This window comes from Streptomyces chrestomyceticus JCM 4735 (assembly GCF_003865135.1).
Classification (GTDB): domain Bacteria; phylum Actinomycetota; class Actinomycetes; order Streptomycetales; family Streptomycetaceae; genus Streptomyces; species Streptomyces chrestomyceticus.
On the sequence record NZ_BHZC01000001.1, the window covers coordinates 3,396,812 to 3,410,151 of the forward strand.

Sequence of the window (13,340 nt, forward strand, 5' to 3'; positions counted from 1 at the left end):
CGGATACAGTCACGGTTGCGTCAACTACGGGGACAGGAGAGGGCCATTACCGGCAACCGGCAGACGAGCTTGGCATTCGCCGAGGCGTACGGCGCCGGGACCATCGACGACGAGGCCGACGCCGCCCTGCACTGGTCCCGTGAGCGGGCGCGGGAGGCGGGCATCCGCGCGGTGTCCACCGGCACCGGCACCGCGCTGCGCCTGCTCGCCGCGACGGCCGACGCCAAGGCGGTCGCCGAGATCGGCACCGGCACGGGAGTGTCGGGCATCTACCTCCTGCACGGCATGCGTCCGGACGGCGTCCTGACGACGGTCGACCTGGAACCGGAGCGGCAGCAGTTCGCGAAGCAGGCGTTCCGGGAGGCGGGCTTCGCCGGCAACCGCGCGCGCTTCATCCCCGGCCGCGCCCTGGACGTCCTGCCCCGGCTCGCCGACGGCGGCTACGACCTCGTCTTCTGCGACGGCGACCGCATGGAGTGCCTGGACTATCTCGCTGAATCGTTGCGGCTGCTGCGCCCCGGCGGCCTGGTCTGCTTCGAGGGCGTCTTCGCCGACGGCCGTACGGTCGACTCGGCGGCCCAGCCCGCCGAGGTGCTGCGCCTGCGGGAGCTGCTGCGCACCCTCCGCGAGACGGACGCGCTGGTCTCGTCCCTGCTGCCGGTGGGCGACGGCCTGCTGTGCGCCGTCAAGCGCGGCTGAGCGGACCGCGGCGCGCGGGGTGTCCGCCGGAGCGAGGTACGACGGGACCACTGTACGGGCGGAAGGGCCGCCGCGTGCGCGGACCGGCCGCCCGGGAACGAACACGGCCCCGGTGGGCGTCGCGCGTGCGCGCGGCGCCCACCGGGGCCCGGGTATTCGGCTGGGGGTCCAGGGGTCATCACTCCCGGGAAACCGCAGCATCAGGGAGGCTGCCCTGTCAGACGGTGACCTTCTCCAGGGCCTCGCTCAAAGCCTTGGCCTCGTCGGGAGTCAGCTCGACGACGAGTCGACCGCCGCCTTCGAGCGGAACGCGCATGACGATGCCCCGCCCCTCCTTGGTCACCTCGAGCGGGCCGTCGCCCGTCCGCGGCTTCATGGCCGCCATGCTCGTTCCCCTTCCTGAAACCAGCTCACGCAGCCGACAACCCAGGTGTCACCGGCATCGAACACATTGCTTCCAGGCCATTATCCCGCATCGCACGACCCGATGACCAACATCGGGGAGCATCCCTTCGGCAACGCGCTCTCGCAAAACCACCCAATTCGGGGAGTGGGCTGCGATACTTCGCCCTCCTCCGGCGTCCGGTCCTCGCCGGTTGTTTGACGTACGTCACATGACGGGCGCCGATGATCTCCGGCATTCTGAGCGACGGCTGCCACAGCCGGGCAGCCCGAGCCGCGACGGAGGGACTCCTCACCATGGCCGACACCGTGCTCTACGACGTGACCGAGGGCGTCGGGACGATCACGATCAACCGCCCCGACGCCATGAACGCGATGAACACGGAGGCCAAGGAGGCCCTGCGGGACATCCTGCGCGAGGCCGCCGCCGACCCGGCCGTACGGGCCGTCCTGCTGACCGCCACCGGACGCGCCTTCTGCGTGGGGCAGGACCTCAAGGAGCACATCGGGCTGCTGGCCCAGGACCGCGAGACCGGCTCCGGGCAGACCATGAGCACGGTGCGCGAGCACTACAACCCCGTCGTCACGGCGCTCGCCGGGATGCCCAAGCCGGTGGTGGCCGGGGTCAACGGCGTCGCGGCGGGCGCCGGCGCCGGCTTCGCGCTGGCCGCCGACTACCGGGTCGTCGCCGACACCGCCTCCTTCAACACCTCCTTCGCGGGCGTGGCGCTCACCGCCGACTCCGGCATCTCCTGGACGCTGCCCCGCCTGATCGGCCACGGCCGCGCCGCCGACCTGCTGCTCTTCCCGCGCAGCATCTCCGCCCAGGAGGCGTACGAGCTGGGCATCGCGAACAAGGTCGTCCCGGCGGCGGACCTGGCGGCCGAGGCGGCGGCGGTGGCGCGCACGCTGGCCGAGGGGCCGACCGCCGCCTATGCCGCGATCAAGGAATCCCTCGCCTACGGGGCCGGGCACTCGCTCGTCGAGACGCTGGCCAAGGAGGAGGAACTGCAGACGCGGGCGGGTGCCTCGGAGGACCACCACATCGCGGTCGAGGCGTTCGTGAAGAAGGAGAAGCCGAAGTTCCTGGGGCGCTGAGCCGCTCGGGCGGGCCCGCCGGTTCACAGCCCGCCCGCGCCGGGGCCGCCCGCCCCTCACCCCTCCGCCGCCGCCTCCACCGCGTCCCGCACATGGCAGTCCGCCAGATGATCGTTGACCAGGCCGCACGCCTGCATCGTCGCGTACGCGGTGGTGGGGCCGACGAAGCGGAAGCCGCGCTTCTTGAGGTCCTTGGCCAGCGCCGTGGACTCCGGGGTGACGGGCGCCACGTCGGACAGCGTGCGCGGGGTCCGGCGGGCGGCGCGGTCGGGCGCGTACGACCAGATCAGACGGTCCAGCTCGCCGGGGGCCAGTTCGGCCGCGACCCGGGCGTTGGTCAGGACCGCGTTGATCTTCGCGCGGTTGCGGATGATGCGGGCGTCGGTGAGCAGCCGCTCGGCGTCCGCGTCGGTGAACCGGGCGACCGCCTCGATCCGGAAGTCCGCGAACGCGGCCCGGAAGCCCTCGCGGCGGCGCAGGATCGTGAGCCAGGAGAGCCCGGACTGGAACGCCTCCAGGCTCATCCGTTCGAAGAGCGCGTCGTCGCCGTGGACCGGCCGGCCCCATTCGGTGTCGTGGTAGGTGCGATAGTCGGCCATTTTCTCCGACTCCATGCCCCAGGGGCAGCGGGGCACCCCGTCCGGAGCCGTGCTCACTCCCGTCATGAGGCGGTCTTCCCCTCTTCCTCGCCCCCGGAGACCGGGGGCTCCAGTGCGGCCGGTGGAGCTGCTTCGGCCGGTGCGGCCGGGCGTTCCCCGTCCCGCTGCCCGTCCCGGTCCCCGGAGCCGTCCTCCGGGCCGTCCTTGATCAGGTCCGGCGGGCCCATCGCCGCGGCGTGCGCGCCCGCGAGGGCCGCCTCCAGCTCGGCGATCCGCGCGTCCCGTTCGGCCAGCTCGGCACCGAGCCGGTCCAGCACGTCGTCGACGTCGTTCATCCGGTAGCCGCGCACGCCCACCGCCAGGCGTACCGCCTCCACGTCGGCGCGGGAGACGGGCCGGTCGGCGGGCAGCGGCTCGTACAGCCGGTCCGGGGCGGCCTCGCCGAGCCCGCCCGCGTCGCCGCCGCCGACCACGGCGAGCGTGACCGCGGCGACCACCACGACCATCGCGATCAGCAAGAACCAGAACACGACCATCTCCCCGAGCTATGTGTTGGCACTGATCGTGCCATGCGGGTGTGACCGTTAGGGTCGCTGCCGGACCAGGAAGAGGGAGAAGCAATGCTGCGGCTGGGGAATCGAGAGTTCGCCGGGCACGAGCCGGTGATCATGGCCATCGTGAACAGGACCCCGGACTCCTTCTACGACCAGGGGGCCACCTTCACGGACGAGCCCGCGCTCGCCCGGGTGGAGCAGGCGGTGGCCGAGGGCGCCGCGATCATCGACATCGGCGGGGTGAAGGCGGGCCCCGGCGCGGAGGTCAGCGCCGAGGAGGAGGCCCGGCGCACGGTCGGCTTCGTCGCCGAGGTGCGCAAGCGGTTCCCGGACGTGGTGATCAGCGTGGACACCTGGCGGCACGATGTCGGCGAGGCGGTCTGCGAGGCCGGCGCGGATCTGCTAAACGACGCGTGGGGCGGGGTGGACCCGAAGCTGGCCGAGGTCGCGGCGCGCTACGGCGCCGGTCTGGTGTGCACCCACGCGGGTGGCGTGGAGCCGCGTACCCGCCCGCACCGGACGGCGTACGAGGACGTGATGGCGGACATCCTGCGGGTGACGCTCGGACTGGCCGAGCGGGCGGTGGAGCTGGGCGTACGCCGCGACGCGATCATGATCGACCCGGGGCACGACTTCGGGAAGAACACCCGGCACAGCCTGGAGGCGACGCGCCGGCTGGGCGAGATGACGGACACGGGCTGGCCGGTGCTGGTCTCGCTGTCCAACAAGGACTTCGTCGGCGAGACGCTGGACCGTCCCGTCAAGGAACGGCTCATCGGGACGCTGGCCACGACCGCGGTCTCGGCCTGGCTGGGCGCACAGGTCTACCGCGTCCACGAGGTCGCCGAGACGCGGCAGGTCCTGGACATGGTGGCGTCCATCGCGGGCCACCGGCCCCCGGCGGTCGCCCGCCGGGGACTTGCCTAGGGCGTGTCGCCCCCTACTTCCCGGTCTCCTTGGACACCAGCGCGACCGCCTCGTCCACGTCGTCGGTGACGTGGAAGAGCAGCAGGTCGTGCTCGGACGCCTTGCCCTGCGCGACCACCGTGTCCCGCAGCCAGTCGACCAGGCCGCCCCAGTACTCCGTACCGAAGAGCACGATCGGGAAGCGGGTGACCTTGCGCGTCTGGACGAGGGTCAGCGCCTCGAACAGCTCGTCGAGGGTGCCCATGCCGCCGGGCAGCACGACGAACCCCTGCGCGTACTTCACGAACATCGTCTTGCGGACGAAGAAGTAGCGGAAGTTGACGCCGATGTCGACGTGCGGGTTCATGCCCTGTTCGAAGGGCAGCTCGATGCCCAGGCCGACGGAGACGCCCTTGGCCTCCCTGGCGCCCCGGTTGGCGGCCTCCATCACGCCGGGCCCGCCGCCGGTGATCACCGCGAAGCCGGCCTCCACCAGCGCCCGGCCGAGCGCGACGCCCGTCTCGTACTCGGGCGATCCGACGGGTGTCCGGGCCGAGCCGAAAACGCTGATGGCGCTCGGCAGTTCGGCCAGTGCGCCAAAGCCCTCCACGAACTCCGACTGGATGCGCATGACCCGCCAGGGGTCGGTGTGCACCCAGTCCGTGTCGCCTTCGGCGGTGTCCAGCAGCCGCTGGTCCGTGGTGCCCTTCTGCACCTGGTCGCGTCGGCGCACCACGGGTCCCAGGCGCTGTTCCTCCCACGCCCGCTCTTCCTCGGGGCTGGCCATATCGTGCTCCCTCCGCTGCCGGTCGGTGTCCGGCAAGGGTAGATCGCCGCAGGTGACGGGCAGGGCAATTCCGGATGCCGGGACACCCATGAGACGCGTGGGACCGGTGGGTTACGCGGTGAGCCAGGACCGCAGCCGTTCCTCGCAGTGCAGAATCCGCTCGACGGCGACCCGTTCGTCCTTCTTGTGCGCCAGTACGGGGTCGCCGGGACCGTAGTTCACCGCGGGCACGCCCAGGGCGCTGAAGCGCGAGACGTCCGTCCAGCCGAACTTGGGCTTCGCGACGCCGCCGACCGCCTTCATGAAGGCGGCGGCCGCGGGGTGCGACAGGCCCGGCAGCGCGCCCGGCGAGTGGTCGTCGACGATCATCTCGGCGACGCCGCAGTCCGCGAAGACCTCCCGCACGTGGTCGAGCGCCTCCTGTTCGCTGCGGTCCGGCGCGTAACGGAAGTTGACCGAGACGGTGCAGGTGTCGGGGATGACGTTGCCCGCCACGCCGCCCTCGATCCGTACGGCGTTCAGGCCCTCGCGGTATTCGAGGCCGTCGATGACGGCCCGGCGCGGCTCGTAGGACGCCAGGCGGGCGAGGATCGGCGCCGCCGCGTGGATCGCGTTGCTGCCCATCCAGCTCCGCGCCGAGTGGGCCCGCTCGCCCTCGGTGCGCAGCAGCACCCGCAGCGTGCCCTGGCAGCCGCCCTCGACCTCGGTGTTCGAGGACTCCAGCAGGACGGCGAAGTCGCCCGCCAGCCAGTCCGGGTGCTCCTCGGCCAGCCGCCCGAGGCCGTTGAACTCGGCGGCGATCTCCTCCATGTCGTAGAAGATGAAGGTCAGGTCCCGGTTGGGCGCGGGGACGGTGGCGGCGATGCGCAACTGCACGGCGACGCCGGACTTCATGTCGGTGGTGCCGCAGCCCCACAGGACGCCGTGCTCGTCGAGCCGGGACGGCACGTTGTCCGCGATCGGCACGGTGTCCAGGTGACCGGCCAGCACGACCCGCTCGGCGTGGCCCTGGTCCGTGCGCGCGACGATGCAGTTGCCGTCGCGCTCCACCGTCAGGTGCGGGAGCGCGCGCAGCGCGTGCTCGACGGCGTCCGCGATGGCCTTCTCGTCCCGGCTGACGGAGGGGATGTCGACGAGCTGAGCGGTGAGCTCGGCCGCGTCGAGGGAGAGGTCCAGTGCGGGGGTCTGCGTAGCGGTCTCCATGCGTCCGACCCTACCGGCGCCCCTCCAGTACCGTTGGCTGCGTGTCTCCCCAGTCCTCCGCCCCCTCCCGCGGCACCCGCGGCAAGCGCCTCCTGCGGGCCGGCGCGGCCTTCGCCGTGCTCGTCGGACTGGGCGTGTACCTCCTCGTGCAGTACATGACCGGCGGCCCGGGTGCGCCGCGCTGCTCGGTGCGGGCCGCGGACGGCGGGCAGCCGTACGAGATCTCGCCGGAGCAGGCCGCGAACGCCGCGACCATCTCGGCCGTCGGCTCCGCGCGCGGGCTGCCGCAGCGGGCCGTGACGATCGCGCTGGCGACCGCCATGCAGGAGTCCGGGCTGCGCAACATCGGCTTCGGCGACCGCGACTCGGTCGGCCTGTTCCAGCAGCGTCCGTCCCAGGACTGGGGCACGGTCGAGCAGATCATGGACCCGGTCTACTCGGCCGGGGAGTTCTACACGCACCTGGTCAAGGTGCCGGGCTACTCACGGCTGCCGCTGACGGTGGCCGCGCAGAAGGTGCAGCGCAGCGGCTTCCCGCAGGCGTACGCCAAGCACGAGCCGGACGCCGCGCTGCTGACCGGCGCCCTGACCGGGCGCGACGGGGCGGCGATGACGTGTTCGGTGAACCGTCCGGCGGACCAGAAGCGGCCGGGCGGCACGGACGCGGTGCGCAAGAAGCTGGTGCGCGAGTTCGGGCCGGACGTCCTGCCGCACACGGACGGGGCGGCGCCGGGCGGCAAGGACGGTGGCAAGGACGGCGGCCGGGTGCTGACGGTGCCCGTACGGCCGGTCTCCCACGGTGACGCCGACGACGCCGCGGACTCCGGGGTCGCCGGGGTCTCGTCGGGCCAGGGGCAGGCCGGCGGCGCGGCGGCGGCCGGGGCCGCTTCCGGGACGGAGCGGCGCGGCTGGGAGCTGGCCACCTGGGCGATGGCCCACTCCGGGGCCCTGGGCATCGAGCAGATCTCCTACGCCGGGAAGATGTGGTCGGCGGCCGATTCCGGGAAGGGCTGGCAGAAGGCCACCGGCGCGGCGGCGCGGGCTTCCGGCGCGGACGTACGGATCGTCACCGCGAAGTGAGCCCGGAGGCGGCCGCCGGGGCGAGGTGAACCGGCGAGCGGCCGCCGGAGCGAGGTGAGCCGGCCGCCGGAACGGCCGTGCGCCGGGCGGTGCCGCCGGTCCCGGTGACGCGTTCGTGCGGCCGGTGTGCGGGGCGGCTGTGCGGCCCCTGGGGACGCGCCCGCTCGACCACCGTCGGAGCCCCGTGCGGCGCCGTTCCGTCACCCGTACGGCCGTCACGCCGTCAGCCTCGTGCGCCCCGCGCAGCCGTCCGGCCGGTCCCTCGGCCGAGTTAACGTCGTCAACCCCGGGCAGCGGCGGCGCATCACCGCAGCCGGGGTCACCCGAACGGCGTGGAACCCGCCGGGGCACTGAGGCGTGACGTTTCAGCACCGTACTGCGCCCGGAGCAGTTTGCCCGGTTTCCTCCGGAGCAGATTATGTGACCCCCCACTGATTCTTTACCGGCCGTGCCGCAACCTTCCCGGGCCTGGCGCGGTAGTCACGTCGTGCGCCCGGCAGCCACCGCGCCCCGCCGGCGGACACGGCACGTCTGTCAGAAGAACCAGTCCCTCTCCGTAAAAGGAGCACCATGTCCCTCCCCCTCTCGCGTCGGATCGCCCGAGCCGCGCTGCTGGTAGCAGCCGGCGCAGCCCCCGTGGTCGGTGCGGGCTCCGCGAGCGCCGTGGAACTGCCGCACTCCTCCGACCTGGGCGGAGTCAGCGCAGTGGACACCGCGAGCCTCGCCGACACCGCCGACGGCGCGGTCCAGGGTGCCGGCGACCTCGCCGGCGAGACCGGCGCGAACGCCACCGAAGCCGGCAGCAAGGTCGTCCGCAAGGCCGTCCCGGCGCTGAGCAAGACCGCCGGCAAGACCGCGGGCAAGACGCTCGGGGAGACCGCGCCGGCCGCGAAGCAGGCCGCGGGCAACGCCGCCAGCGACACCGCGGACAGCGCGGGGGACATCCTTACCGACACCCTCCACACCGCCACCGAGGACGGTCTGCCGACCGACGGCCTGACGGACGCGCTGCCGGGCGACGGGCTGTCCACCGACGGGGTGACCGACTCGCTGTCCACCGACGGGCTCGCCCAGGCGGTCGGCGACAGCGGTCTGGCCTCGGACCTGCTGCCGACCAGCGGGCTGCCCATCAGTTGACGGAGCGCGTACGGCGAAGCCCGTACAGCGAAGCCCGGAGCGGACGCCTGAGGTACGGCGTCCGCTCCGGGCTCGTCGCGTGTCCGGCCGCTGCCCCGTAGGGGCGTACGGCCACGGGCTACTGCGCCAGGCGGCGTACGGCCTCGTCCACCCGCTCGTCGGTGGCGGTGAAGGCGACCCGTACGAAGCGCTCACCGGCGCTCCCGTAGAAGTCGCCCGGCGCGACCAGGATGCCGCGCTTGGCGAGGTCGCCGACGGTGTCCCAGCACGACTCGTCGCGCGTGGCCCACAGGTAGAGCGACGCCTCGCTGTGCTCGACGCGGAAGCCGGCGGCCTCCAGGGCCTCGCGCAGGGCCGTACGGCGGCGGGCGTAGCGCTCGCGCTGCTCGCCGACGTGCTCGGTGTCGCCGAGGGCGGCGACGGTCGCGGCCTGCACCGGCGCGGGGATCATCATGCCGCCGTGCTTGCGGATCAGCAGCAGCTCGCCGAGGACGGCGGCGTCGCCCACGAGGAAGGCGGCGCGGTAGCCGGCCAGGTTGGAGCGCTTGGACAGCGAGTGGACGGCCACGATGCCGTCGTACGAGCCGCCGCAGACGTCCGGGTGCAGGACGGAGACCGGGTCGGCCTCCCAGCCCAGTTCGATGTAGCACTCGTCGCTGAAGAGCAGCACGCCGTGCTCGCGCGCCCAGGCGACCGTACGGCGCAGCTCGTCGGCGCTGAGCACGCGGCCGGTCGGGTTGGACGGCGAGTTCAGCCACAGCAGCTTGAGGCCGACCGGGTCCAGCTCCCAGGGGTCGTCGTAGACGACCGGCTCGGCGCCCGCCAGGCGCGCGCCGACCTCGTACGTGGGGTAGGCGAGGCGCGGGTACGCGACGCGGTCGCCGGCGCCCAGGCCGAGCTGCGTCGGCAGCCAGGCGACCAGCTCCTTGGAGCCGACGACCGGCAGCACGTTGGTGTGCTCCAGACCCGTGGCGCCCAGGCGCTCCCCGGCCCAGCCGGTGATCGCGTCGCGCAGGGCGGCGGTGCCCCACACCGTCGGGTAGCCGGGGCTGTCGGCGGCGTCCGTGAGGGCGTTCCGCACGAGCGCGGGCACGGGGTCGACCGGAGTGCCGACGGACAGGTCCACGATGCCGTCGGCATACGCGGCCGCCGTGGTCTTGTACGGCTCCAGCCGGTCCCAGGGGAAGACCGGAAGACGGGACGAAACGGTGCCCACGTTGCTCTCTTTCCTCACGTTCCTCTGGCCGCACAGGTCTGGAAACGCCTCGGCCCCGTGCGGCGTCGGCTTCCCGGTCTCAGGTGACGGGGAGGCCGGCCGTACGGGACCGGGGCGGCGCCATGCGGCCGCTCAGCCGTTCTGCGGCGGCAGCGCTGCGATGAAGGGGTGGTCGCGCTCGATCAGGCCCAGCTTGCTGGCACCACCGGGCGAACCGAGCTCGTCGAAGAACTCGACGTTCGCCTTGTAGTAGTCCTTCCACTCCTCCGGGGTGTCGTCCTCGTAGAAGATCGCCTCGACCGGGCAGACCGGCTCGCAGGCGCCGCAGTCGACGCATTCGTCCGGGTGGATGTACAAGGACCGGGAGCCCTCGTAGATGCAGTCGACGGGGCACTCCTCGATGCATGCCTTGTCCTTGACGTCGACACAAGGCTGCGCGATGACGTAGGTCACGCTGTCGTTCCTCCTCGGTAGGGCTGGCGGACCGATTGGCAGTTCCGCCGCGGGGCGCGCGGGAGCGCGGCGTCGTCGATGCCCGCACCTAGTATCTCCGTTCCCGGGCAGGAGACGAACAAGAGGGGCGGGTAGAGCCGTGGAATTCACTACCGGCGGACGGCTGGAGGTCCACATCACCCGTGCTGACGTGGGCAAAAGGGTATCTGTCCGGCGCCTGAGCGGCGCCGGGGAGGGGGCCGCCAGGTTCACCGACACGGTCGGTGTTCTCACATCCTGGGACGGCGGTGTGCTGAGCATCACACGACGGAACGGAGAGACCGTCCGGATTCCCGAGGCCACGCTGGTCGCCGGGAAGACGGTCCCGGCGGCGCCGGCCCGCCGCCGCTCCCCCGCGACGAGCACGCCGGAACTGGACCGGGTGGCCGCCCGCGGGTGGCCGCCGGTGGAGAGCGAGTGGCTGGGCGAGTGGCAGCTACGGGCCAGCGGCGGGTTCACCCGGCGGGCCAACTCGGTGGCGGCGTCGGGCGACCCGGGACTGCCGCTGGACACCGCGCTGGACCGGGTGCGCGCCTGGTACGCGGAACGTTCGCTGCCCGCCTATATACAGGTCAGTACGGGCGCCGAGGGCGCCGGCGAGGACCTGGCGGCCGCGCTGGACCGGCGCGGCTGGACGCGTGAGGTGACGGCGGAGATGCGTACCGCCGCGCTGGCCCCTGTGGGCGACCTGGACGCGGACGTGTCCCGAGTGGCGCTCGGCCGGGAGGCCGGGCCGGACTGGCTGCGCCGCTACCGGCGGTCCGGGGAGCCGGGGCCCGAGGTGCTCAAGGTGCTGCACGGCGGCCCGTCCGTGTGGTTCGCGGGCGTTCCGGACGGCGCGGGCGGCCTGGCCGCGATCGGGCGGTGTGTGGTGGACGGGCGCTGGGCCGGGTTCGCGGCGGTCGAGGTCGGCCCGGAGCACCGGCGGCGCGGGCTGGCCTCGGCCGTGATGGCGGCGCTCGCCCGCAAGGCGCTGGACGAGGGCGCCTCGGCCGCGTACCTCCAGGTGGAGACGGACAACGACCGTGCCCGCGCGCTGTACGACGGGCTGGGCTTCGTCACCCACCACCACTACCACCACTGGCGCGCCTCCCAGGGAGGCCCGAGCTGAACGGGTACGAACCTCGTATGCATCCGGACCCGGACCCGGACGGGGACGACACGTCCGCCGAGCGGCGCCGGCAGTTCGCCGAGGCCGCGCGCGACGAACGGCCGGACCTCGCCCGGCTGTGTCTGCTGATCGCGGCGGAGGCCGATCCCGCGCTGGACGAGGCGGCCCTGGACGCGGCGCAGATCGAACTGGACGCGCTGGCCGGGCGGCTGCCGTACGCCCCCACGGGCGGGCCGCGCCCCTGGGCCCGTAACGTCGCCGAACTGCTCGGCGCGCGCCTCGGGTTCCGTGGCACGCCCACCGACTACCGGCGGCTGGAGTCGTCGCTGCTGCACGAGGTGCTGCGGCGCCGGCGGGGTCTGCCGATCCTGCTGTCGGTGGTGTGGATCGAGGTCGCGCGCCGGGCGGGCGCGCCGGTGTACGGGGTGGCGCTGCCGGGCCACTTCGTCGTCGGCTTCGGCGACCCGTACGGCGCGCACGTCCTCGCCGACCCCTTCGACGGCGGGCGGCTGCTGACCGACGAGGACGCGGGGGTGCTGGTCGCGGGCGCGACCGGGGCGCCGCTGACCGAGCAGATGCTCGCGCCGGCCGGCCCGCTGGAGATCGTGCTGCGCATCCTGAACAACATCCGGGCGTGGGCGGCGGCCCGGCCGGAGCGCAGCGACGTGCAGTTGTGGGCGGTGGAGTTGTCCCTGCTGCTGCCGAGCCACCCGGCGCGGCTGCGCCACGACCATGCGCAACTGCTCGTGCAGCGCGGAGATTTCCTGGGCGGCGCGGCCGGGCTGGAGGAGTACGCGAAGGTGGTGGAGGAGATCGACCCGGCCGCCGCCGCAGCCGTACGGCGTCAGGCGGCCGCGGCCCGCGCCATGCTCAACTGATCCTCCGCGGCCTGTTCCACGGCGGGCTGCGGCCCGGCGGCGTGCGGGCCGCGGCGCACGATCAGTACGGTCGCGTCGTCCTTCAGCTCACCGCCGGTGAACCGCTCCAGGTCGGCGCGGAGCGTGTGCGCCAGCTCGTCCGGCTCCAGGTGCGTCCAGCGGGCCAGCCGGTCGGCCAGCGGGTAGAACGCGCCGTCCGCGCCGCGGGCCTCGGTCACGCCGTCGGTGCACAGCACGATCCAGTCGTCCGCCACCGGCTCGACGGCCACGCTCTGCCGCGGCTCGTCGGTGAGCCACCCCAGTCCCAGCGGCAGGCCGCCTTCGCCGTCGTTGCGCTCGGTGACCTGGCCGTCCCGTACGAGGTAGTACGGGATGTGGCCGCAGGACAGCACCTTCGTACCGTCCTCGCCGCGCACCTCCAGCAGCAGCGCGGTGACGAACCGCTCCTGGCCTCCGCGCTCCGCGGAACGGACGTTGTAGCGGGCCAGCGCCTGCTCCATCCGCTCGGCGACGGCTTCGAGACTGTCCTTGTAGTGCGCCGCCTCCCGGAAGGAGGCCAGCACCTCGTGCCCGGCGCCGATCGCGGGCATTCCCTTGCCCTGGACGTCGCCGATCATCAGCCGCAGCCCGTGCGGCGTCTCCACGGCTTCGTAGATGTCCCCGCCGACCCGGGCCCCTCCTGCGCGGAGACATAGAAGCCGTACGCCTCCAGCGGTCCGGCGGTCAACGGCAGTTCGCGCAGCATCTCCCGCTGTACGGCGTCGGCGACCATGCGCGTACGGGCGTACAGCGCCTCCCGCTCCAGCCGGGTACGGCACAGCATCAGCGCGAACACGGCGACCAGCAGCGCCCCGAAGGCCCCGACGACCTTGCTGGCCACCGACCAGTCCGGCAGCAGCCGCACCTGGATGAACACCTGGCACAGCACGTACACGGCGGCCACCAGGACCGTCCACCGGTAGCCGCAGCGCAGTGCGGCGATCAGCGGCGCGATGCCCATGAACAGGGCGAAGTGGAGCTGCGGGCCGGTCCCCGCGTCCGCCAGCGTGATGGCCAGGGTCACGACGACCAGCAGTACCGCCACACCGCGGTCACGCGCCGGGGATCGCTGGAAAGTCATCACGCCTTCCAGCGTGCGGGTGCCGCCGCACCCCGCACAGGGTCGAAAGTCCTGGTGAG

Annotated in this window: 16 protein-coding genes; 7 read left to right on the top strand and 9 right to left on the bottom strand. The window is 73.1% G+C overall.

The window, feature by feature from the left end:
- The first annotated feature begins 15 nt into the window (after positions 1-15).
- Complete coding sequence (locus EJG53_RS14025; RefSeq protein WP_030020299.1) at positions 16-699, top strand: O-methyltransferase; 684 nt, start codon at positions 16-18, stop codon at positions 697-699.
- 217 nt (positions 700-916) lie between these two features.
- On the opposite strand, the gene EJG53_RS14030 is transcribed toward EJG53_RS14025, so the two are convergent.
- Positions 917-1,084, bottom strand: a complete 168-nt coding sequence (locus EJG53_RS14030) for a DUF3117 domain-containing protein (RefSeq protein ID WP_125045128.1) — start codon at positions 1,082-1,084, stop codon at positions 917-919.
- A 314-nt stretch (positions 1,085-1,398) separates the two neighbouring features.
- Between EJG53_RS14030 and chcB the strand changes: the two genes are divergently transcribed.
- Positions 1,399-2,199 carry a 2-cyclohexenylcarbonyl CoA isomerase gene (gene chcB / locus EJG53_RS14035; RefSeq protein ID WP_125045129.1) on the top strand — a complete coding sequence of 267 codons (801 nt, stop codon included), beginning with the start codon at positions 1,399-1,401 and terminating at the stop codon, positions 2,197-2,199.
- 56 nt (positions 2,200-2,255) lie between these two features.
- On the opposite strand, the gene EJG53_RS14040 is transcribed toward chcB, so the two are convergent.
- Together EJG53_RS14040 and EJG53_RS14045 are read right to left on the bottom strand one after the other, a co-directional pair.
- Entirely contained in the window at positions 2,256-2,864 is a 609-nt protein-coding gene (locus EJG53_RS14040; protein ID WP_125045130.1) for a DNA-3-methyladenine glycosylase I, read from the bottom strand.
- Entirely contained in the window at positions 2,861-3,328 is a 468-nt protein-coding gene (locus tag EJG53_RS14045) for a DivIVA domain-containing protein (RefSeq protein WP_125045131.1), read from the bottom strand. The genes EJG53_RS14040 and EJG53_RS14045 overlap by 4 nt, the downstream gene beginning before the upstream one ends.
- Before the next feature lie 90 nt (positions 3,329-3,418).
- On the opposite strand from EJG53_RS14045, the gene folP reads away from it, so the two are divergent.
- On the top strand, positions 3,419-4,279 hold the full coding sequence (gene folP, locus EJG53_RS14050; RefSeq protein ID WP_031000978.1) for a dihydropteroate synthase: 861 nt from the start codon (positions 3,419-3,421) through the stop codon (positions 4,277-4,279).
- Positions 4,280-4,292: 13 nt separating this feature from the next.
- Here folP and EJG53_RS14055 read toward each other — a convergent pair whose 3' ends face one another.
- Positions 4,293-5,045, bottom strand: a complete 753-nt coding sequence (locus tag EJG53_RS14055) for an LOG family protein (RefSeq protein ID WP_031000976.1) — start codon at positions 5,043-5,045, stop codon at positions 4,293-4,295.
- A gap of 111 nt (positions 5,046-5,156) precedes the next feature.
- Positions 5,157-6,248: a succinyl-diaminopimelate desuccinylase gene (dapE, locus tag EJG53_RS14060; RefSeq protein WP_125045132.1), complete on the bottom strand. Its 1,092-nt coding sequence runs from the start codon at positions 6,246-6,248 to the stop codon at positions 5,157-5,159.
- A 41-nt stretch (positions 6,249-6,289) separates the two neighbouring features.
- Here dapE and EJG53_RS14065 point away from each other — a divergent pair, with 41 nt between their 5' ends.
- A complete protein-coding gene (locus EJG53_RS14065; RefSeq protein WP_125045133.1) occupies positions 6,290-7,327 on the top strand; it encodes a heavy metal transporter in 1,038 nt (345 codons plus the stop codon).
- Between the two features lie 570 nt (positions 7,328-7,897).
- Complete coding sequence (locus EJG53_RS14070) at positions 7,898-8,464, top strand: hypothetical protein (protein WP_031000970.1); 567 nt, start codon at positions 7,898-7,900, stop codon at positions 8,462-8,464.
- A 118-nt stretch (positions 8,465-8,582) separates the two neighbouring features.
- Here the strand turns inward: EJG53_RS14070 and dapC are convergent, their stop codons facing one another.
- Both dapC and fdxA read right to left on the bottom strand, forming a co-directional pair.
- Positions 8,583-9,680 carry a succinyldiaminopimelate transaminase gene (dapC, locus tag EJG53_RS14075; RefSeq protein ID WP_125045134.1) on the bottom strand — a complete coding sequence of 366 codons (1,098 nt, stop codon included), beginning with the start codon at positions 9,678-9,680 and terminating at the stop codon, positions 8,583-8,585.
- Positions 9,681-9,812: 132 nt separating this feature from the next.
- Positions 9,813-10,133 (bottom strand): ferredoxin, encoded by a 321-nt coding sequence (fdxA, locus tag EJG53_RS14080; RefSeq protein WP_003985062.1) that lies wholly within the window; start codon positions 10,131-10,133, stop codon positions 9,813-9,815.
- 139 nt (positions 10,134-10,272) lie between these two features.
- Between fdxA and EJG53_RS14085 the strand changes: the two genes are divergently transcribed.
- Both EJG53_RS14085 and EJG53_RS14090 read left to right on the top strand, forming a co-directional pair.
- The gene (locus EJG53_RS14085; RefSeq protein ID WP_125045135.1) at positions 10,273-11,283 is read left to right on the top strand and encodes a GNAT family N-acetyltransferase; all 1,011 of its coding nucleotides are present in this window, start codon (positions 10,273-10,275) and stop codon (positions 11,281-11,283) included.
- 17 nt (positions 11,284-11,300) lie between these two features.
- The gene (locus EJG53_RS14090) at positions 11,301-12,161 is read left to right on the top strand and encodes a transglutaminase family protein (protein ID WP_125045136.1); all 861 of its coding nucleotides are present in this window, start codon (positions 11,301-11,303) and stop codon (positions 12,159-12,161) included.
- Here the strand turns inward: EJG53_RS14090 and EJG53_RS42425 are convergent.
- Both EJG53_RS42425 and EJG53_RS42430 read right to left on the bottom strand, forming a co-directional pair.
- Positions 12,128-12,805, bottom strand: a complete 678-nt coding sequence (locus tag EJG53_RS42425; RefSeq protein ID WP_244955133.1) for a PP2C family protein-serine/threonine phosphatase — start codon at positions 12,803-12,805, stop codon at positions 12,128-12,130. The two genes, EJG53_RS14090 and EJG53_RS42425, sit on opposite strands and share 34 nt — an antisense overlap.
- Positions 12,778-13,281: a hypothetical protein gene (locus EJG53_RS42430; protein WP_244955134.1), complete on the bottom strand. Its 504-nt coding sequence runs from the start codon at positions 13,279-13,281 to the stop codon at positions 12,778-12,780. The genes EJG53_RS42425 and EJG53_RS42430 overlap by 28 nt, the downstream gene beginning before the upstream one ends.
- Positions 13,282-13,340 lie beyond the last annotated feature (59 nt).